Origin of the sequence: Bacillus sp. FSL H8-0534 (assembly GCF_038005885.1) — a bacterium.
In the GTDB taxonomy this organism is placed as follows: domain Bacteria; phylum Bacillota; class Bacilli; order Bacillales; family Bacillaceae_G; genus Bacillus_A; species Bacillus_A pseudomycoides.
Genome location: NZ_JBBOUC010000001.1, coordinates 3,361,647 through 3,384,083, shown reverse-complemented (window position 1 = coordinate 3,384,083; position 22,437 = coordinate 3,361,647). Strand labels below are relative to the sequence as shown.

The 22,437-nt window shown below is 33.7% G+C and carries 20 protein-coding genes; all 20 read right to left on the bottom strand.

From position 1 onward, the window contains the following. Positions 1-155: 155 nt before the first annotated feature. The 20 genes from MHH71_RS17285 to MHH71_RS17190 all read right to left on the bottom strand — a co-directional run bounded on the left by MHH71_RS17285 (position 156) and on the right by MHH71_RS17190 (position 22,437). Entirely contained in the window at positions 156-923 is a 768-nt protein-coding gene (locus MHH71_RS17285) for a tyrosine-protein phosphatase (RefSeq protein WP_003202182.1), read from the bottom strand. Between the two features lie 97 nt (positions 924-1,020). Continuing rightward, on the bottom strand, positions 1,021-1,710 hold the full coding sequence (locus tag MHH71_RS17280) for a CpsD/CapB family tyrosine-protein kinase (RefSeq protein ID WP_018764975.1): 690 nt from the start codon (positions 1,708-1,710) through the stop codon (positions 1,021-1,023). Further along, on the bottom strand, positions 1,700-2,437 hold the full coding sequence (locus MHH71_RS17275; protein ID WP_033799244.1) for a YveK family protein: 738 nt from the start codon (positions 2,435-2,437) through the stop codon (positions 1,700-1,702). Before MHH71_RS17275 ends, MHH71_RS17280 begins: the two co-directional genes overlap by 11 nt. A 553-nt stretch (positions 2,438-2,990) precedes the next feature. Further along, positions 2,991-3,425: a 3-hydroxyacyl-ACP dehydratase FabZ gene (gene fabZ, locus MHH71_RS17270; RefSeq protein WP_003202177.1), complete on the bottom strand. Its 435-nt coding sequence runs from the start codon at positions 3,423-3,425 to the stop codon at positions 2,991-2,993. Between the two features lie 1,194 nt (positions 3,426-4,619). Then, on the bottom strand, positions 4,620-6,422 hold the full coding sequence (locus MHH71_RS17265; RefSeq protein WP_033799245.1) for an ABC transporter ATP-binding protein: 1,803 nt from the start codon (positions 6,420-6,422) through the stop codon (positions 4,620-4,622). 2 nt (positions 6,423-6,424) lie between these two features. Beyond that, complete coding sequence (locus MHH71_RS17260; protein WP_006096606.1) at positions 6,425-7,612, bottom strand: nucleotidyltransferase domain-containing protein; 1,188 nt, start codon at positions 7,610-7,612, stop codon at positions 6,425-6,427. A 22-nt stretch (positions 7,613-7,634) separates the two neighbouring features. After that, positions 7,635-8,087: a lasso peptide biosynthesis B2 protein gene (locus MHH71_RS17255; RefSeq protein ID WP_018764971.1), complete on the bottom strand. Its 453-nt coding sequence runs from the start codon at positions 8,085-8,087 to the stop codon at positions 7,635-7,637. Positions 8,088-8,132: 45 nt separating this feature from the next. Further along, positions 8,133-8,432, bottom strand: coding sequence for a lasso peptide biosynthesis PqqD family chaperone (locus MHH71_RS17250; protein WP_000095761.1), 300 nt, complete (start codon positions 8,430-8,432; stop codon positions 8,133-8,135). Then, positions 8,432-9,361, bottom strand: a complete 930-nt coding sequence (locus MHH71_RS17245; RefSeq protein WP_006096607.1) for a hypothetical protein — start codon at positions 9,359-9,361, stop codon at positions 8,432-8,434. The genes MHH71_RS17250 and MHH71_RS17245 overlap by 1 nt, the downstream gene beginning before the upstream one ends. 107 nt (positions 9,362-9,468) lie before the next feature. Next, on the bottom strand, positions 9,469-9,600 hold the full coding sequence (locus tag MHH71_RS17240) for a paeninodin family lasso peptide (RefSeq protein ID WP_000808480.1): 132 nt from the start codon (positions 9,598-9,600) through the stop codon (positions 9,469-9,471). 14 nt (positions 9,601-9,614) lie between these two features. Then, positions 9,615-11,552 carry a lasso peptide isopeptide bond-forming cyclase gene (locus MHH71_RS17235; RefSeq protein WP_006096609.1) on the bottom strand — a complete coding sequence of 646 codons (1,938 nt, stop codon included), beginning with the start codon at positions 11,550-11,552 and terminating at the stop codon, positions 9,615-9,617. Positions 11,553-12,591: 1,039 nt separating this feature from the next. Then, positions 12,592-13,761 carry a DegT/DnrJ/EryC1/StrS family aminotransferase gene (locus MHH71_RS17230; RefSeq protein WP_033799246.1) on the bottom strand — a complete coding sequence of 390 codons (1,170 nt, stop codon included), beginning with the start codon at positions 13,759-13,761 and terminating at the stop codon, positions 12,592-12,594. Positions 13,762-13,774: 13 nt separating this feature from the next. Then, positions 13,775-14,407, bottom strand: a complete 633-nt coding sequence (locus tag MHH71_RS17225) for an acetyltransferase (protein ID WP_018781215.1) — start codon at positions 14,405-14,407, stop codon at positions 13,775-13,777. Positions 14,408-14,420: 13 nt separating this feature from the next. Next, entirely contained in the window at positions 14,421-15,017 is a 597-nt protein-coding gene (locus tag MHH71_RS17220; protein WP_006096611.1) for a sugar transferase, read from the bottom strand. A 478-nt stretch (positions 15,018-15,495) separates the two neighbouring features. Beyond that, positions 15,496-17,043: a lipopolysaccharide biosynthesis protein gene (locus MHH71_RS17215; protein ID WP_006096612.1), complete on the bottom strand. Its 1,548-nt coding sequence runs from the start codon at positions 17,041-17,043 to the stop codon at positions 15,496-15,498. Position 17,044: 1 nt separating this feature from the next. After that, complete coding sequence (locus MHH71_RS17210; RefSeq protein WP_006096613.1) at positions 17,045-17,926, bottom strand: glycosyltransferase family 2 protein; 882 nt, start codon at positions 17,924-17,926, stop codon at positions 17,045-17,047. Positions 17,927-18,205: 279 nt separating this feature from the next. Next, complete coding sequence (locus MHH71_RS17205) at positions 18,206-19,294, bottom strand: acyltransferase family protein (RefSeq protein ID WP_033799247.1); 1,089 nt, start codon at positions 19,292-19,294, stop codon at positions 18,206-18,208. 114 nt (positions 19,295-19,408) lie between these two features. Then, positions 19,409-20,590, bottom strand: coding sequence for a glycoside hydrolase family 88 protein (locus tag MHH71_RS17200; protein WP_006096615.1), 1,182 nt, complete (start codon positions 20,588-20,590; stop codon positions 19,409-19,411). A 39-nt stretch (positions 20,591-20,629) separates the two neighbouring features. After that, positions 20,630-21,190, bottom strand: a complete 561-nt coding sequence (locus tag MHH71_RS17195; RefSeq protein WP_016132434.1) for an acyltransferase — start codon at positions 21,188-21,190, stop codon at positions 20,630-20,632. A gap of 53 nt (positions 21,191-21,243) precedes the next feature. Continuing rightward, entirely contained in the window at positions 21,244-22,437 is a 1,194-nt protein-coding gene (locus tag MHH71_RS17190) for a glycosyltransferase (RefSeq protein WP_006096616.1), read from the bottom strand.

Genomic DNA, 22,437 nt, shown 5'->3' with positions numbered 1-22,437 from the left:
AGGTTCCAACAATTTTATAATCATAACGGGCATCTAACCCGACCTCACACCATGCTTTTGACAACAAGCGTGTCTAAGGTAAAGCTTACTCTACCCACAGCATAGTCGAGTGTCTCCATTGATATTGGTTAGGAGGCATCACCAAATGTTTATACTTAAAAGAGACCCAGTATTTTCTTACGTCGCACCTGTTCTGGTTCTTCTCGGTAAATTATCTTCCCACTTATTAGTGAATATGTATTTTCTTTGAAACAATAAAGTGTAGAGCTCCCAAATGACTTCTCTATTACCTCATATGCTGCTTGTAAGTGAAATGAGCGCGTTGTTGTGTTATGGGCATCTGATGATATGACATGTGCTAAATGGTGTTCAATGAGTTGTAACGAAAATTTCTTGATTTTCTTTCCGAACTTTCCTGTTACACTCCCCGCAGTAATTTGCGTGAGTGCGCCTTGAGTTACGAACTTATACAATACTTGAGGGCGTTCGATGATTTCCGTATTTCGCTCTGGATGCACAATGATCGGCGTAATTCCTTTTATACGCAGTTCATATAACATTTTTTCTGCATAGCGCGGGACATGATTTGCTGGGAATTCAATTAATATGTATTTATCCGTACGATTCAATGTAACAATTTTACCCAATTCGTAGTCTTCTAACAATTCTCCATATAACCTGATTTCTTGACCAGGTAAAATGGTTAAATTAATGTCTTCTTCTTTCAATCTATCATTTAACTGCTTTACCTGATGAAGAATGCCTTCTGCTGGATTAATATAAACACCATTTTGATGATGCGGAGTGGCAACGATTGTATGAATACCTTCTTTACATGCTGCCTTTGCCATCGCGATACTATCTTCGATTGATTGTGCCCCATCATCGATACTAGGCAAAATGTGACAATGTAAATCAATCATTCCCTTACACCTCTTCTCTATCTATTCTTCATTTACTCTTCACATTGTGAATATAAGAGGAAAAGAAGATGTCTCCTCTTTCCTCTCATCTATTTAGTTAGTTAGAACTGTAATAATAATACTCAGATCCTGTTTGTTCTTTATCATTTAGAATAACGCCAAGTAATGTACCCTTTGCGCCATCAAGTGCTTGTTTTGCTTTAATCGCCGTATCCTTTTCTGTTACGCCACTTCGGACAACTAGTACAGAAGCATCACATTGATTTGCCATGACTTGCGCATCAGTAACTGGTAAAATCGGAGATGTGTCAAAGATAACGAGATCATACATGCCATATGCTTCTGAAAGTAAATCTTTCATCGAGTTTGACCCTAATAATTCCGCTGGGTTTGGTGGGATTGGCCCACATGGCAGGAAGTTTAAATTTCTAATTTTTGTATTTTCTACACATGTCTCAAGTTTTTTACTACGTGTTAATACACTTGTTAAGCCAAAAACATTCTCAACTTGTAACATGTGATGTAGTGCAGGCTTACGTAAATCCGCATCAATGAGTAATACTTTTTTACCTTGCTGTGCAAAGACTATTGCAATGTTAGCAGCTGTTGTTGTCTTTCCTTCACTTGAATTAGCGGATGTAACTATAAGAGAACGAATTTTTTTATCAACGGATGCAAATTCAATATTTGTTCGTACATTTCGATATTGTTCCGAAACAAATGATTTCGGTTGTTCATATGCAATAAGCCGACGACGTGCGCGTGATGCTTTTTTCTTAAGAACCAATTGTATGCCCTCCTACTCTCTTTGCCCTTGACGGACTTCTGCTTTTCACATTATCTTCTTCTATATGAGAAATCACTCCAAGAACTGGTAGACCTAGAAATTTTTCGATATCTTCTTCTTTTTTGAATGTGTTATCTAAATATTCTAGTAAGAATGCAAGTCCGACAGAAGCCATTAAGCCAATGACAAATGCAATAGCTACATTTAACATCTTATTAGGCTTAATTGGAGATTGCCCTTCCGCCACTTCTGCTTTTGATAGGATTGTTACATTATCTACACTCATAATTTTTGCAATTTTACTTTTGAATACTTCCGCTGTTGTATTTGCGATATCACGAGCTAATTTTGCATCTTTGTCTTGTACTGTAACCGCAATAACTTGCGAATCTTTCTCATTAGCTACGTTAATTTTGTTATTTAATGCTCCAGTTGACATATTCAGTTTCAACTTTTCTTTCACTTGATCTAAAATAACTGGGCTTTTCACAATAACTTTATATGTATTTGTTAATTGAAGACTTGTTTGTACTTCCCCAGGTTGGAAAACACCCTCTTGTTTCTTTTGGTTAACAAGAATTTGCGTTGAAGTTTGGTAAATCGGCGTTATAAAGTAGAAACTTACAATTGCGCTTACAAGAGCTGCCCCAATCGTAATTGCGATGATCATAACTAAACGTTTTCTTAAAATAGTAAATAGTTCTTTCAAACTTATTGTTTCTTCCATGCCTTCCTCCAGCTTCCAATAATTTGTCATAAATTCCTTTATAAATAAATAAAATGTCAGATTTGCGGCTGACAATAAGAATCTAGTATCTAGTCCTAATCATGTTTAGTCCTAGACAACTATTCAACATATTACATAACTTACATTAGTATAACAATAATGGTTGAGGAATTCATTTAATAAATTGACAAATATTATAATGACAAATTCGACAAATTTAGATATCCTTTGTCGGGTATGGGTTTACATTTACCATATATTGATAATATGTGAATGTAGTTAGTATTATTAGTGAATATATTATAAATTCACCTGTATATTTATAATAACTCGTTTAAAAAACACTTTCCATTATAAATTTTCATTCTATTTTTCAACAGCGTTTCTAGACGCTAAGTTGAGAAAGTTTTCCCGAAAATCCCTTATGTTATTTAATCAAACGTTTGTTTAAATAAAGAGAACCTACCTATCAACAAATTCTCTTACTTTTCTTTTATTAAAAAGGAGGTGAATGAAAAGTTTATTTTCATTCACCTCCCAACTTATCATATCTTTATTCTTTCTTATCACCAAGCGCGAATGTAACCTCAGCTTCACAAGCAATTTCACCGTTTACAGTTGCGACTGCTTTTCCTTTACCAATTGGTCCACGTACACGTGTCATTTCCACTTCTAAACGAAGTTGGTCACCTGGACGTACTTGACGCTTGAAGCGGCAGTTATCAATACCAGCGAAGAATGCGAGGCGTCCACGATTCTCCTCTTTTTTTAATACCGCAACAGCACCCACCTGCGCTAATGCTTCTACAATTAGAACACCTGGCATCACAGGATAATCTGGAAAGTGTCCATTAAAGTATTCCTCATTTGCCGTTACATTTTTAATCCCAACCGCACGCTTTCCTTCTTCTACTTCTAGAATTTGATCGACTAGTAGAAATGGATAACGATGTGGAATAATTTCTTTAATCTGTTGAATATCTAGCATATCATTCTCTCCTTATATACCAAATTGGTCATACCACCAACACACTGTCCTTATTATCCCATTCTCTATTGTTTTTGTCACGAAAAACAAGAAATGCTTTCTACCCAAAATATCTATTAGGACTATTCATACAAAAAAGATACACCCTTTTCCCTTCGCTAATCGGTATAACAAAATAATAGCAATTAACACGGAGGTTGGAAAAAGGTGTATATCAAAGTTAGGGAGAGGCAATATACATTATTTGCCTCATGTGTCGTATTCATAGCTCATTATAAAGGACAAAAATAAGAAAGAAAAATTTAATATTTACTGCTTTTTACCATTATAACCTTAATTTTCTACAATTTTCTACAAATTTCTTCATTTTTCTTATATTATCTTAAATAGTATATCTAGAAATTAAGATTCGCAATCCAGAACACTATGCTTTATAAAAAAATAAATCTTCGTGGATTAGCCTTTAATAAAAATCCTATAAAATATCATCACAAAAGATACATTTACATTTTACATAAATATCCAATACCACGTATAAATTCTTTTAAATCTATTTAACAATACATGAAATAATATATAACTAATTAAGAAATTGTTACTTTTCCTTGTTTATCTGTTAACTAAGGCATCCTGGAGGATTTGAGAGAAAAACTCAAATGAAATAAAAAGAAATACTTATATAATATTCTTCACTATCTCTCTTTCCTCTCCTCAAATCGTTTCCCTTCTTAATTACTTATATAAAATTAGTAGTAATTCAAAATACCAACAATTCAGTAGGCACTACCTCTCATTAATCACTGACCATAAAAATGTCTACAAGGTGCTTCAAAATATATTATCACAACTACACTAATAAACCTTTATATACAAAAATAGAAAAGACCCCTAGTCCTAAAGACGAGGGGTCTCGCTGCTTTTGTTATATGGTATAAATAAAATCAGGTTCCATGTTAAATTATAACACGGATATTTATACATGTATATAGATGGTATATTAATAAGTCACAAAAAGTATTTCTCATTTTTTTACTGGTCACACAATTAAATTAAGCTCATATTTCCATAAAAAGACCAGTACACAAATACCAATTATACCCCAAACCATAAATAATCAAATTGTGTTACCGACCCGAAAGAAATAAAGGCAGTGTATTCCGTGAATTTATAAAAAACAATTATAACAAGCCATATTTAAATGTTTACTTTGGCCTGTTGTCCAAGTAGGCTACTAAACAAACCACTTTCATCTTTCGCTAGTTGTGTGAAACTACCATGTTGAATAATTTGTCCTTGATCCATTACAATTACTTGGTCAGCTTTACGTATAGTAGATAGTCTATGTGCAATGACAATAATTGTCATGCTTCCTTTCAATCTTTCCAATGCTTCTTGTATTTTCGCTTCATTTTCAGCATCCAACGCACTTGTTGCCTCATCTAATACTAAAATAGAAGGCTTTCGAAGTATCGCTCTAGCCAGAACAAGACGTTGTCGTTCTCCCCCTGAAAGTTTGACTCCCCTATCGCCAATCATTGTATCCAATCCTTGTGAGAGCCTACTAACAAACTCAGCGGAAGCAGAAAATTCCAAAGCTTCCCAAAGCTGTTCCTCACTTGCATTTGGTTCAACCATTCTCAAATTGTCTCTTATACTGGCATTGAATAGAAATGGATCTTGAGGAACATAGCTAATAGATTTTCTCAATGATAATAGGTCCTTACTTATCAACGGTTTGTTATCTATTAATAGCTGACCGCTCTCTGGCTGCATAAGTCCCATTATGATATCAATTAATGTACTCTTTCCAGCACCAGAACGCCCTGAGATAGCTGTCATACAATTTGCAGGAATACGCAAATTAATATCTTTAAGTGAGTACACAGCATTTTCTTTATTGTAGCGGAAAGAGATATTCTGACACTCGATAGATTGTTCTATCTGCATAGGATTTATACAATCATAATCCTGCTCTATATCTTGCAATTCTATACTTTTCTTACACTCTTCCTGTAATTGCAGCAAATCTTTAAAAGCGGGAAGATTCGCTGCAATTTGTTCCATGTTTGATTGTATACCTGCAAATCGTGGCCACAAACGAGAAAATATAAGAATAATTAATAATAATTGCTCCGTTTTCGTCTGAAACAACTTAACAGATAGAAAGATAAGAATAGCAATGAAAACAGCTGATGCAATTTTATAAAAGAGTTGAGAATTATTTCTCACCTTAATATATGCAAACTGTTCACGTTCCACATCTTCCACCCAATTACGTAACCACATATAACGAGATCGTTCTAGTGTATTGCTCTTAATATCCTTAATTCCATTAAAATGATCAGTTATACCTGCAAGATACGCTTTTGAATTCTCTGAGGTTCGACCACCTAATCTTTTTGATTTTTTAATAAATCTTCGTGAAAGAAAGGCAAGTACCACAGCGCAACATAGTACAAAAATTGTTATATCTGCCGCTAACCAAAAAGCGAAACCAATCTGTATAAGTGTAAACATTAAAGAAGTGAGCAACTGTAAAAATAAATTAGTGCCTGCGCTAACACGCCCTAATTCCGTTGTCAAAGAATTGATAAGATCTGATTTTCTCTTTTTCACAAAAAAACTCCAGTTGGCCTGCAACAATCCACGATAAGTTTCCAATCTCAAATGATTAATAAAACGTATCTGGATTTTCGCATTACGAACTGTTATATTCCTTTGCAAAAGCGCTTGTCCCACGACCAATATAATATATATTCCTAATACAAGTGGTAATCCTAAAGTAGTTGGAAACTCACCTAGGAATCCAAGAACCCCTGAAAGAGGGCTTGCCTGTTCATTCATCTTCGCAATACCACTAATACTTATCATTGGGATTAATAGTAAAATACCGATCCCTTCTACAAGACTGACCAATACCATTCCCAAGAGATTAACAATGAGAATGTTTCCAGTAAAAGAGTATAACTGCTTTGTAAAATATAAAATATTTCTCATTTTCACTTCTCCTTACGGTACCTCATTCCCCTCCAAATCCATAAAACCGGCCGCAAAGGGAAATATAAAACATGCAGTTGTTTTGGCAGTGGTAAAGTTTCCACATCCTGAGGATAAGGATACAACCAACTAAGATGAAACAGTAGCTTTTGAGAGCTTGTCTTTAACAAATATAAATATCGCTCATGATATTTTGAAACTTCTTCTGGGACGGGATCTGTATGCAAGTTAATCATATTTTCCAAGTAATATATAGCAAGCTGAGCTAATTGCGTTACCCTTCTCCCTGACATTAATACTTTTGCCTCTTCTTCTATTATAAGAGTATCTAAAAGCTCAGAAGATAAAATAAGCGCCTGGCCTACCAGTTGCTTACATCCATATCTTTCCAACATAACAGTGAGTTCTTTCCAATCTATTTCTTGCCTTACCATACGGTCAATGTCTGTTAACCATCGAAGCCTGGACCAACCATGCCTAGTCCCATGAGTCACAAGAAACATAAACAAATCCTCTCTACCTAAAAAATAGACAGGATAATTTGTGACAGGACTCGTCCTCTTTCGCCCCCATAACTCATCGAAGCGTGGTTCCTTTCCCGGTCCTGGGTGTAGTCGCCAATGAATCTCCAATTTCACCTTACTTATCGGATGCATGTAAGTTGTATGGTGGCGTCTCCACTTCCATTCATTCATAACCGTCGGAAAATCATCCTCTTTGACATAACCATTCTTTACAAGTAATTCGTTCACTTTTCCAAGATCCTCTATAGGAACAAGGGCATCCAGATCCCCTGATGTTCGAAGAGAAACATCTCCATATAGATCTGCGCCGAGAATAGGGCCCTTCAAAAATAGAAGTCGAAGTTGGTTTTCAGCAAATAATTTACTTACCTTTCCCATTTCTCCACTTAAATGAAGCATATGGAATGTATTCCTTTTAAAATATGTACTTAATACTTGCACAACATTTGATGGAACTAACTGTTTATCAATAGATTTCATTTTTGGATAAATGAATGCGTACATACGATGATGCAGCGCCAGTTTCAAAAATTTGTTCCAATCAATATTTATGAACCAGTCTCCCGGGATTTCTTGTATCTCTTTATCTTCCTTCTTTATAATTTCAAGTAACAATTTTAGTTCTTTAGGTAAATGACTCAAATCAAGATTACAACCGGTATACATCTCATTCTCCTTCAAGATTTTTTTACCCTATCCTTTTTGCAAATTTACCAACAACAGTAAATCTCTTCATTTCTTCTACGCCAGTAATATAAAAGGGCCCGCTACGTAACCACGCATGGGCAATCATATTTCCTGTCTCATCTTTCGCGGTCCCTAAGTAAAGGGTACTTTCAATTTGACGCTTCTCCAACATTTTCATTGCAGCGATAGCTTTAACGAGACACTGGCTTTCCCAAAATGTATAACGGCTCATCATATGCACTGCTTGAGAAATTTTCCTTAATGTAACCTTTTCCGATTCATCATGGCTTAAAGACGTTTCTGCCATATGAATTCCTAATATAGGAGCAGCTTTAGAAAACGGTATACTTTTAAGAATACGAGCCCAGCCTAAATAAAAGAAAGCTTCTATAAGTAATAATTTTGTTCCCATATCGAACGACAAGAAAGCTTTGGCTTTATTTATGATATTCATCGATCCTACTCCTAATCTATTAAATCTGGAACGTTCAATTAAAAATCAAAGTTTTTCATCAACCGAGATTAACCCTTCTGCATACAAATGATTTAAGAAAGAGAGTACCTGTTCCTTACATTCTGCCTCTTCAATCATATATCGAGACAATAATATATCAATCACTTGATTCACAGATATTAATTCATTAATTAAACTCCAAATTTCACCACCTATACCTCCCAAGTTATAGTATTTCCCATTATGGATGCTCATCATCACTTTCTCCCCATCCATATCGCTCACTACATTTTCCTGACCTTGTACAACAAAACTGTGTAATGAAATTGTTTGTTTACTACTCATTATTTTTCCTCCTCTTTTAAAGACTCTAGAATTTTGGATACTAAATCATGTGCCGTAAACTTTGAAATAGGACGTCTCAATTGAAACATATCTATTTTGTTTACGATATTTGTAGAATGCATAAAATGCCATTCCATCATCCCCAATCGTGGGATTAATGAATTCCTATATGTGTGACGCAGCAATGTGCGTAGTCTCTCCAGTCCTTCAATCTGCTGAAGTTCAACATCCCCATTTTCTACTTTCACTAATTCGAATACACCTGCCAATGGTAATGGCTCCTCGAAAAAGTTAGCTGTAACGGGGACAGCATATTTAGTTTCCCTTTCAAATAATGGCTGATAATGCGCTGTCTCCATTCCAAACTGATCAAGACTCTCTTTCCATAACTTTTGTTGCGGGTAAGATGGTGTAACAAAAGGAATATTATCCTCAGAAAGAGACACAGCAATTACATCATCGCTTAAAAGCTGATAGCCTTTGCTTAAAAGGGCTGATGCAAGAGTTGATTTTCCAGCTCCCGATCTTCCTACAAAAGCATACGCCTTTCCATTGATGGCTATTGCACTTCCATGCAGAGGGAGTATTTTTCTCTGCATCAACAATGCCCCCATACAAGTCCCAAGAATATAAAGCCGAATCTTATCTTGATCAGACCCTTTCATAGGTGAAACAATAATTTTTTCTCCATTTTGAATACAAAACGTAGCAGTTTCGGGGATTTGAAACATAATTAATTCTTCTTCAACTACAAATACTGACTTCGGAGAAGATAACTCTCCCCATAATTGGGACAAATCTGCAGTTTCTATTTTTACGTCTACTTCATTTTCGTAATTACTTACTTGAGGTAATTCCGGCAGGGGAATCTCACTTAATAGGGCTAATCCGAAGGCTTTGTAAATCTCTTTCTTTACAGTATGTATCATCTTTCTCACTCCAAATAGTTGAAAAATTGATTAAAAAAAACCCTTATACCGTAATTAAACTATATAAGGGCTGTAAAGCATATAAATCTCATTTAAATATTAGTGCATTAGCTGTGGTGAAGTGCGCCTTGCTCATCCTCATCTTCAAAAACTTGGTCAACAAGTCTCTTTCCAGGTCCAGCCATTGTCATGTTGATATCAAGCACTTCTAATACTGGTGATTGCCATTCTTGTTTCATAATTTCACCCCCTTTCAAATATATTTTTTGATAAATCGATAGACAATAAGACTACGCATTAAAATTCTAAAATCCGGATCAAACACGTATTCTACTTGTGGTTCTCCTTGAATTTTCAAAATCGCACTCTTAATAATCTCTATATTAAAAAAGTTAGAGGCCACTGGGTCTTTACTAAGCTGCTGAAGTTCCTCGATAAACATTTTCCATGAAGGAATCATGCGATGAACCACATCAGCTGCCTGTATTCCCCGCACACGTTGATTTAATCTTACTTTGTCAGGAAGAAATCCTTTTGTGGACCTCCGGACAAGTGCACGATTTAAGCCATTTTGAACAAATTGTTCGAGTGGTAACGATAAGCAGAATCGAATTACCCGTAAGTCATTCGTTGGATCATGCCCTTGTAAACCATAGCGCAAGGAGAGCTTTGTTCCACTTGTACCCGTTGTATTCCACAAGTTTAGCTGTTCAAAATGTTTCTGTCTTATTTCATATATATTTGGGATAGAAGCCCCTGTTACTTTCACACCATGTTCTTCAAGCTTTCTAAATACATCAGTACGTTTTGCAAGTTCTGGACTAACTAACGTTGGCAATTCGTATTGCTGTTCCGAGGAAAACATGTTTTTTATCGATGGAAATGCTTTCTCTCCTACAACTTTCAGTATTCTCGATTTTTTGACCCCAACGTTCTTACCATACAAATCAATTTCACGATAAAGCTGCAACCAGCTGAATTTTTTAAGTAAAGTCGCATAATAATCTAAAGCTGGCCCCCAAGAGATTGTGAAATTTCCTCTCGCTCCATTTAAGAGCACCCCAATCCCTTGTTGTTGGGCTTTTTCATAAATTCCTTTCACCCAGACGGAATTTTCGAAAAATTTATATGGCATCTCCATAATCTCAAGCCAATCATCAATTTCTGAGAAAGAATTTTCTCCCGGGAAATTCAAATAATTCCCTTTAATATTCCCTACATGTTGTACTGTAGTTTGGATAAATGGCTTTTCATCAGCAATCGTATGGCCACGAGTCCAATCAGTAAATCCTTCTGCAGGTACTGAGCTGAATGTATATAATTTTTTGTTCTCTTTTTGCAGAGCTCTCGCAGCAAAGCTAGCAACAGCACCTGAATCTAATCCCCCACTTAAATGAGAACCAACATTACGATGAGTACGTAACCTTGATGTTACTGCGCTTTCAAATACGTCCCTGAACGCCTCTTCATAATCTTCATTTGATTTGAGTTGCAACTGCTCCTCTACAAATAACGTGTCGTATTTCGCAATACTAACTCTTCCCTTAACTACGGAGATAGTATGAGAAGGGGGGACTTGCTCTATATTTTTATGCACTGTTGAAAATGCATCTATTGTATCAAGCATATTAGGTATCGCTAAATATTCAGCTAACCATTGCTCATTCAATTCCTTCCCGACGTATGGTAAAGAAAACAGCGGTTGTATGCTAGTACAAAAAGCAAATTGATTTTGATTGCGGTAAAAGTAAAAAGTCCGACTTCCTGAAAAATCACGTGCACCAAAGAGTAATTGCTTTCTCTCATCCCAAATCATAAAAGCAAAATCACCAATTAGATACTTTGGTACATGCTCTCCCCACTTTTGATAAGCGAGTAAAATCAACTTACTATCAGGCATCTCTCTTCTATGTACCTTTTCTACTTGCAATCTATCGAATAATTCATTGCGATTATCAATAATAGCATCAGCAGTTATAACCAACTGTGTTTCATAATCATAGTAAGGTAATTGTTCATTAATAGATTCAGATGTTATCCATTTTGCATGGGAGCCCAAAAAAATATTTTCCTTGTGCCATATATCGGTATTGTCACCTGGATAACGAGATAAATCCTTCATGATTCCAATCCTATGTTCAGGCGGTATCGGTTCTCCATTTAAATGATAAATTCCGGTTATTGCACTCATTTTTTTCCTCCCACTACAAGACAATTAAGGGAAAACCCGATGGATAAGCAAATTACCAGATATATCAAAAAAATGTTATTAATATACCAGAAAACCCTTTCCTCAAACTACCTCGTTTACGCATAACAGATTTTAAAACCCAATTTTATAGCCTTAAATCTTTTTTCAGTTGAAGTATTCAAGCTTTCAGGCTACCTATCCTAATGTAAACCCTTGCATTTTAATTTTCTCAAAAAAAGAACCAAGGTATGATCTTCTTAATCCGAATCAAAATATTACCATCTGAATTTTATATGAATAAAAATCCTTGAATTTAATATATCAATAAAACGTTTATATTCTTTATAAAGAATATAAAATCAGATTACCATTTCACTATTGTATTGTCAAGCATCTATATACTCAAAAAAATGAATATTTATGTATCTTTTTTAGTAACTGTCAGAACAAATAATACAGTAAAACTTTAATCGGTAGGAGACTTTACATCCCTACCGACTATTAACCTCACCAATCGAACTTTTACGAACATTCCATCTATCTTCTTAGTTCCCCTAAAATCTTAAGGTAGTGCTCTTAATGTTCACAAATAGCAGGATAAACGTTATATCTTACAAATACACAGCAAAATTTTCATCTTTTTATATTTTAAAAATTTCTGTGCTATGATATTTTATATAATTTATTATTAACCTATTAATTAAAGCTGATTTTTATATTTTATGTTCTCTATTACTTTATTCTTCTGCTTCTTTAATCGAAACAGGAGAATAACCTTTTTATATTTATACCATTTTCACAAAGGGGATGATATAATATGCGTTCACCACTAATAATGCTAGCAAAGAATATAATTCGCATTTACCACAAGATTATGTACGCTTACTATTTCACTCTTTATAGGGATTGCCGTGACTTTCATTCAAAAAAAAATTTTTTCCGTAAAATGAAATTTCACAAAAACGGCACTGAATAAGATATTAAATCCTCCTAGTTCATTAACGCCTTTCTTAATTGAAGCTCTTTCTATTTTTTATCTTTACATGCCAGCACTTACCGTCAATATATTCTTAATACATGTAATAACTCTTGTCTGATCTTGCTCTGTCATACCTGATCCAGATGGAAGACATAGACCGGTTTCAAATAGTTTTCTAGCAATATCTTCACGTTCACTATGAGAATAATAAGTTATTCCCTCAAATAGCGGTTGCATATGAAGAGGTTTCCAAACAGGACGCGCCTCAATGTTTTCATTTTCCAGTTGTTTCAGTAATGTCTGAATCGATACTCCTATTTTTTCTTCATCTACAGTAAGAACTGTAAGCCATCGGTTTGAATAAGTATCCTCTAACTCAGGCATAAACTGTACCCCTGGAATATGAGATAATTCTTGATAGTATCTATCAAATATTTTTCTCCTTGCCTGTACTCTATCCCGTAAGACTTGCAGCTGCGCTCTACCTACACCCGCTAAAATATTACTCATACGATAATTATATCCAACCTCACTATGTTGGTAGTGTGGAGCCGGATCTCTTGCTTGAGTAGCTAAAAATCTTGCTTTTCTCAATGCCTCGACATCATTCGAAACAAGCATACCTCCACCTGAAGTTGTAATGATTTTATTGCCGTTGAACGAATAAATACCAAATTTTCCGAATGTCCCACTTGCTTTACCTTTGTAGGAAGAACCAAGTGATTCCGCTGCATCCTCTACTACTGGAACATTATATGTATCACATAACGAAAGAATTTCATCCATTTTAGCGCTTTGTCCATATAAATTTACAACAATGACTGCTTTCGGAAGTATTCCTTTCTCATTTGCATCACGTAATGCACGTTCTAAAGCTTGTGGCGACATATTCCATGTTTCAAGCTCAGAATCAATAAATACTGGTTTAGCCCCTAAATATAAAATTGGATTTGCGCTCGCTATAAAAGTAAGACTCGAACAAAACACCGTATCTCCATCTTTTACATCCAGTAAGCGAAGTGCCAAATGGATAGCAGAGGTTCCTGAACTAACTGCAGCCGCATCACGAACTCCAACATGGGATGAAAGTTCACTTTCAAACGCATCTACATTTGGACCAAGTGGAGCAATCCAATTCATATCAAATGCTTCCCCTATATATTTTTGTTCATTACCGCTCATATGTGGAGCGGAGAGATAGATTCTTGTTTTTTCCTGTGAATATACCACTTTAAACACTCTCCTATAATTCTTTTTTTATTACTCTAGCTGGAATGCCAACTGCTTTACAATTCGCTACAATGTCACAGATCACTGTTGCTCCGGCACCGATAACGGACCAATCGCCAATTGTAATATTTGGAATTACATTAACTCCTGCTCCTATATGTACTCCTGTTCCTACAGTAACGGATCCTGTAAGCACTGCATTTGGGGAAATATGTGCAAAATCTTTTACCTTATTATCATGTTCAATAATAGCGCCTGAATTGACAATAACGTGATTCCCAATTTCAACATCTGCATTAATAATTGCACCAGGCATCACAACCGTACCAGCTCCAATCTTTGCACTTAAACTAACAATAGATTGTTTATGTATAAGCGTCGCATAGCGATGACTGGGAATCTCTAACTGCTCCATAATTATCTTTCTTGTTCTGTTATTTCCTATAGCTATCACGAACTTTGTATCTACATGCTCATCCATTAACTTTACAGCTGCAGAAATAGGTCCAAAATAAACGCCATCCTCAACTTTTAACTCTTTATACACATCATCTAATTGCGCAATGATTTCATAATTTCCATACGATAGGATAATATCTCGGATTACTTTACTATGACCACCTGCCCCAATCATAATTATTCGCATCCATCTCACCTCCTCAAGAATTCTTTGTACCATTAAATTTTTCCACAGTTACATGCCCAACCTGATTGATTCCTTCTGACTTAAATACTTTCTTTGCCGTTAACAACAAAATTTTCATATCAAGCCAAAAAGTCCTATTATCGACATACCACACATCAAGATCAAATTTCTCTTCCCATGAAATTGCATTTCTTCCATTCACTTGAGCCCATCCTGTAATTCCTGGTCTTACCATATGCCGCCTAGATTGTTCTTCTGTATATAACTCCAAGTATTCCATTAATAGTGGTCTGGGACCTACTAAACTTAAATCGCCTTTTATAACATTGAATAACTGTGGCAACTCATCCAAACTACACTTTCTAAGAAATCCCCCAAACTTAGTAAACCTTACATCATCAGGCAACAGATTGCCGTTGTTATCTTTCTCATCAGTCATAGATCTAAACTTATAAAGAGAAAAAGACGCACCATGTAATCCCGGGCGTTGCTGCTTAAATATGATGGGGGAACCTAACTTACATCTAACTAATACGGCTACTACACTAATAGGAACTAACAGTAACACCAATAATGATAAAGAAACGAATAAATCAAAAAATCTTTTCATAAATAATTATACTCCAATCGAAAATTTTTTAGAGAGTTCCCCACAGAACAGGATTCCAATCTTCTAATTACTTTTTAGTAATTCTCTCCAATTTAATCCTACCCTCAGTTTCATATACATAACATGAAAGTCATTTGCAGTGTATATTCTTCTATAAATTTCTTCACTCAGTATGTTATAGATACAATCCTTCGTCTCCTAAAGTACCGGACGCCTAAGCCCATAATAAAACCGCTATATTTTTATACAAAGATAGCGGTTTATTATTTCTACATTCAGTTAATGATAGTATCATCTATTAATCTAGCATTTGTACTTGCATCAATAGATACATCATTGAATACATATTTGGCCGTAGTCACCATCTTCTCCCTAATCAATCAGTATGAACTAAGAAGGGCTTCATTCCATAGTCTATAGTTCACAGGGCTTTCCCTAAAACGTATGGTAATAGAATTTAACAATATCTTAGTTAAAATTAACAAGAAATTTTCTTGTTTAAATTGAATTTTTTTAATAACTTTTGTGAAATCCCTCTAATAATCCCAAATAAATATTTAAACTCTGTTGTTTTATGAAAAATCAATATATAAATCACATTAGGAACTATGATACAAATCATTCCCTTTAACAATAACTCCCAAAAATGGCTTGATAACGTGAAATTGCTCAAAAAACTCGTAATAAAATACGTTCCTATACCTATCACTGCGTAGTAGGAGTATTTCAAGAAATAATCCATTACAGACCTATTAAATACATTTTTGTATACTAAATAAGGAGTAATCCAGAAAGGAACAACAAGCACACTTACAAGTGTACCAATAAAGACACCTATTATTCCCATATACTTAACTAATACAATAGAAATTACTAAATTAACAGCAGCTTGAACCAAAGGCGCATATCTATCCTCATGAAAAACACCCGCTGTAGTTTTTACAGTCGTTATGGAATTCCTCATGCCCCTTTCATAAAAAATAATTATTAATACAAGCAACACACTTTTGCTCATAAGATACTCGGTTCCAATCCATAAAGTGATAAAAGGTTCTATTGTAATGCATAAAAGTATAGAGAAGAATGAGTATAACCAAAAATTTAAAAGCATATAGACTTTATACACACTATAAACCTTCTCTACACTTTCCTCTGCTACTAAATTTCCTACACTATGATATGTATTATTAAAGATTTGATAAGTAAAGTTTCTACAAATATCTATTAACATATTATAATTAGAATATAATCCGACTGCCGCCACACTGATAAATGAAGATATAATAATGTTATCAGTACCCAATACTAAATAATTCCCTATGTTTTGTAGTACAATTGCTTTCACATTCTTAACAATTTTCTCTTTAGTTTCAGCATCTAATACACCCGAAACTTTCTCTTTTAAAAATGGATACATCCTGTTGACTATAATTGCCAAAACAATACTAGTAGCGACTGTTATCACACTATCAATAACTAAGTATAGAATATAATTTTTTGTAAAATGAAGTATTCCAATCTTGAGGCAAGCAGATGCAATTGAAGATATAGAATATATTCCTGTTACAATATAACCCTTTTGCGAAACACTTAAGAATGAATTCTTATGCATGTACAAATAAGGTACAACTGTATTGAATAGAAAAATAAGATAAATCCAATGGATATTTTCGACATTCGAATCTTTAATGAAATAACCAAGAAATGGCATCAAGGACAATCCAAGTAACAAGACAATTAAGGCGATTACCATATATGCTTTCCGATACAATCTCATAAGTACGTTAATCTTTTCTTGATCGTTCTCTGCAACCGGCTTATAAAGACTATACATTATACTAGCACCTATCCCTGCCTCAGCTAAAGAAAGCATGGATAATATATTAGTAAGGAATCCATTTATACCTAGATATTCAATACCTAAACTATTGATAAATACAGTTCGTGAAATGAAGCTTAAAGATGTAACAATGATTTGGTTTCCGATCCCAGCAGATATATTAATTATGGAGTTTTTTATCCTCATTTTAAGACCTTCTTGATATAATTTTTTTACATTTAGCTAAAAAGATAGCCGCCATTAAAGTAACCGGTTGAATACCTAAGTATTCTGCAGCCTTCTTTACATTTAAATTAGACTTAACAAAATCGTAATATAAATTATAATAGGATAATCTACCCTTTGGACCACACTTATAAAATTCAATTTGCTGCTTCATATAATATGCTGTACCTTTAGGACTTCCGGCGAATATCTCCTTCATATTTTGAGTTAAACCATCCTCTAGATAATTACATATATATATTGTTTTATTAAACCATCTTATTTTATAACCTTCATAAGCCATTTTATTCCATACTGTAGCCTCTGTCATAAATTTTTCCCCTTCAAACTCACGAAACTTGTTTTTCCTTAATATATCGGTATAAAAAACCTCAGCCTTATCTCCCGTTATATTATATGTATTCCGTTCAAGTGAAGTTGCATCAATATATTTACCTTCAAATGTTGTCCCTACGAGGTCCTCAATACTCCCCCCTTTATTACCCGAAACACCACAAAATAGCTTTTTATCTTCTAGGCTATTTTCCCAACTTACTATACTTTCTAAAGCATCTTCTGTAAGATTGTCATCAGAATCTACTATAAAGAACATTTCACCTTCAGCCAAATCGACAGCCCTGTTAATCGCTCTATGTTTCCCTCCGTTTTTGACTTTATAATACCGTATGGGAAATGGGTTTTTTTCTAGTTTCCACATCTTGAATAATTCCTCTGTATTATCACTTGACCCATCATCAATAACTAGCCATTCAAAATCCGTATATGTTTGTTCTTGTAACGACCTATATAATTTCTCTATGATATAACTCCTGTTATATGTTGGAGTGAATACTGTTATTCTCATTTAATCCCCTCATTTTTATCCTAACTTTTTCTTTCCATCTATTCACAGTAATCATTTCAGTTAATTATTTGCCTATTTCAAGACTTAACTTCTACAAATGAAAATATATCTTTTAATATTACAAAAAGAAAATCCATTTATACTCCCTCTCGTTTACGTACTAAATCTATTACACTTTATTCTACTTGTTATCTTTAGATATTAATTTTTTCGAGCTATGAAGAAGAAAATGTTTGTTTTCTAGGACTACATTTAACAATAATCTTTTATAAAAATCTCTTATTTAAGGAATTCTTTTGGTAAAGGCACTTGTATCTTTTGATGTTTTTTTTGAAAACCAAAACGAATTTTCTTACGTAACGGCTCTTCATAAAATTGATAAATTACTGCACTTAACAATAAAGAAACTATTAAACAAACCACAAAACTATATGTATTTTCTAACTTCAAGAAGTCCAAGTATCGTATCACTATTTGGTGAATCATATAAAATGAGAAACTAATTTCACCTAAGTAAACAAATAGCCTTTGTGATAATAATTTTGAAAATATACCGCATTGAAATGAAAAGGTGAAAATTAACAAGCACCATAGTGGGACAAAATAAACACCACGAACAATTCCTACATCTAATTTTATCGAATACGATAATAAGGCAATGGATAAAAGTAAACATAGTAGTTCTAAAACAGTAAATATGTTTTTGTTAAAGTTTGCTTTATCGGATTTTTCAATATAAATCAATCCCAAAAGTATACCCGTTGAAAATTCGAACAATCTAGTAACCGGAAAAATATGTAATATCCAAATAAAAAATGGATTATCTTCATCCAAGTTTTTATTCAATAGAAATAAAATTATCCATACTACCAAGAATACCAATATGGATGTAATGATGTTCTTTTTAACTTTAAGTTTCATAAATACCCATAGCAGAAACGGAAACATAACATAAAAGAAAGCTTCAACCGATAATGTCCACGAAACGCCGTTAAAATTGAAATAAGTACCCTGACTAGGTACGAAGCTTTGTATCAATAGCAAATTAATGATTGACATAAAAGCAAGTTTTATAAAATATAAACTCTTAGGGTGAAAGTATAAAATAACTAATGGTGCAGAAAGAAGAAAGGTTAATACATGAACTGGATATACTTTAGAAAATCTTGCTTTATAGAATTTTTTGATACTGTGTTTATTTAGCTCTGTAAATTTAGAATGATAGTTATAAGCTAAAATAAAGCCAGATAAAACAAAAAAGAATTGAACGCCCGCTGAACCTAATTGATATTGGCTAAACACACCCATATGAAATAAGAAAACCATTAGCGCAGCAATAAACCTAAATGACGTTAAAGAGTTTAACATATGATTCCCACCTTTCTCATTTCCCCAAAAAATAAATGGTTCGAATTTCCAAATCATTTATTTTCTTTATCAATAAAGTTGCCTCATACAAATATGAGTAAAGGGGATGAAGGTTTAGTTCCTACTTAAATATGAATTGATTAATCTAATGCAGAACCCTTGAGTAAACGGCAATATATTGAACAGTGTGGAATACACCCCTATGTCTTTTGTATCGCCTTGAGAAAAGTCAACTGCCCCATCTTTCCTCGTAACTTTCATTAAATAACTCATAGCCTTTTCTGTGCTATCTAGGCATTCTTTTGATACCTTCTCTATCTTTGAGGCATTTAACATAAACCAGCCTAGCGTAGCTGTAGCGGAAGAGTCAGACCTACTCTCATTTCTAGTTACAGTCCAATTCCAACTACCATTATCTTGTTGAAAGCTCATTGCAGCTTCCGCGAATCTTTTAACACTTTCTTCGAAAGCAAATTTATATTTACTATCTTGTGGCAATTCATTCCACGCATCTATAAGACCTATAGCAAACCAACCAAGTCCTCTTCCCCATCCGTATAATCCAAGAGGAACTTTATTCTCAATCTTGTAAACATGACATGGTAGTGAATGTTTGTCTAACATTCCATATTGCTCATACTCTTTAATTTGTTTCACTGCTAAATCTATACAATCATCTTTGTTAAATTTAGTACCGTAACAAACTAAAAAGGGGCATATAAACCCTATAGTATCTACATATCTGTAGCTTTTCATAAACTTCCTATATTCTACTGTGCCGTCCTCACCTATATGATCCTTAATCATTTCCCATGTATAATCTAATGCTTTTTTGTATTTGTTTATATCAATATATTCCAACTTCATAATAGCGTAAGCAAGTATAGCTCCGTCTATATGCTTAGGTTTTTCTAACCATTGACCATTACTATCAAATTTCGAATTCAAAAATTTTTCAATCTCAGATTTCATTTCCTTATCATCATTATGTTTTACATACTCAGATAAGCCTAATACTAATGATGCTTCTTGCCAATGTTGTATCGTGCTTTTCGTATAATTCCCTTTCAACATATCTATTACAACTAATCTTGTATTGTCTGTTACTTTTATTTTTGGTGTGTTTAGTAACCACTTAGACCCTTTTTTAGTTATAGTCTCATTCCATATGGATTTATCTTTATATCTCCCCATATGAATTCTCAGTACCCAATCTTTTATTACAGGTACTAAGTCTATGGTAATAACCATTAAAATAATAAAAATTACAATATAGCTCAAAATTTGAAATATCATCTTTATATTGCCCTTTCAACGTGAAAATAATTTAAATACTCATTTAACATATCCAACAGTACTACCTAATTCTTCTGACATTTTAGTACACATGTCTGGTGTGATATTCTCACCTATTGTCCAGTTTTTATCATAACGATTTGCTGTCTTTAGATTTAATTTGTGCTTATTGATATAATCCTTTGTTTTCCCTATAATTTTCGCGGGATTTCCTCCAACTATGCACCCTTCAGGAACCGATTTTGTTACTACACTTCCCGCGGCTACAATAGCATTTTTCCCTATTGTAACCCCCGGCATAATTAAAGCCCTTGCCCCTATAAATGCATGGTCTTCTATTTTTACTTTCGCTATTTTTGTATAATCTAAATACCGTTTCGTACTGGCGTCATGTGCAAGGAGATAGACTTGAGGTGCAAATGTAACATTATCACCTATTTCTATTAGCCAACAATGAGCATAGTCAATTGTACTTCCAGCTAATCCACTACAATTTTTCCCTACCTTCATACCTCTTTGCAAACACGCTTCTACCGTTAAATCCTCAAGAGATACCATTCCTAATCTTACCATTAAAGATTTTTTTATCCGATTAAACATAATTGCCTCCAGTGAATGTATTTCATTATTTAACTTATTTTTAAACGCTACACTTAACTGTTCATTAAATTATACAAATGATTCACTTCATCCTCTGTCCCTAATTCTTCTTTCTTGAGATTATCGATAAACTTAATTCTTAATTTTTCTTCTTTTATTAATAACTCAAGATGCTTTGCCACTGACATAGGGTTCATCTCTGCAATTACTCCATTGATATTATTTCTTATATGATTATTAGCTGTCTCAAAATTAGTAATTAATATTGGTTTTGCCAGTATTTTTGCCTCATCTATAGAAATAGATTTACCTTCATATCTGGATGTCTGTATATATATATCTGCTTGCTTTATGTATGGATATGGATTTTCTTTTATACCTAATAAAATTACTCTTTTTTCTAGTTTTTCTTCCCTTATACGTCTTTCAAGTTCTTCTCTTACGTTGCCTTCTCCAATCAAATACCATTTAAGATCGTACCCTTTTTTTACAAGTATATTAAATGCTTCTAAAGAGATATCTAATCCCTTTTCTTTAGCCAATCTTCCTACCGAAATTAATGATATACTTCTATCGTTCTCTTCTTTAAAATCAACTTTCTCTAATGACATTTTCCTTATCATTCTTGAAGAAACTATATTGTGTATACATCCAATTTTCTTTCTATATTCAGGGAAATTATCCCTTAAAATATTAACTAACTCTTCTGATACAGTCACTATATGATCTAGTTTACCAAAATAAAATTTTTCTTTACTATAATCAATCCCTAATTTATTATAATCCGTGTGTATCCATCCAATCTTTTTTTTCGCTTTTACCTTGTCTACACAGAAATATATAGGGTTTTTTTCTTGAAATCCTATCGCTACATCATATTCCTTATTGATTTCATCTATTGATTTCGACATGTATTTCCATATTTTTTGTTCGATTATAGCTCCATTCGTTTCTGTCTTAGCCAGATACCCTAATACTCCTCTAGAAAATGTCGTTTTAAAATCTCCTATTTTCATTAATTCTGTCAAAGACCTTTTTATAGGCATATCAAAATATTTATACTTTATTGGTTCAGGTAATAGAGTGACTTCTTTTGGTAACTTATTTATAAATATTCCTTCATGCTTAAATAAAAATAAATCCACTTTGTATTTAGAATAATCTATAACGCCCAATAAAGAAATTAGGGCTTTTTCAGCCCCACCACAATTTAAATTATTCATTATAAATAATATATTTTTTTTCAT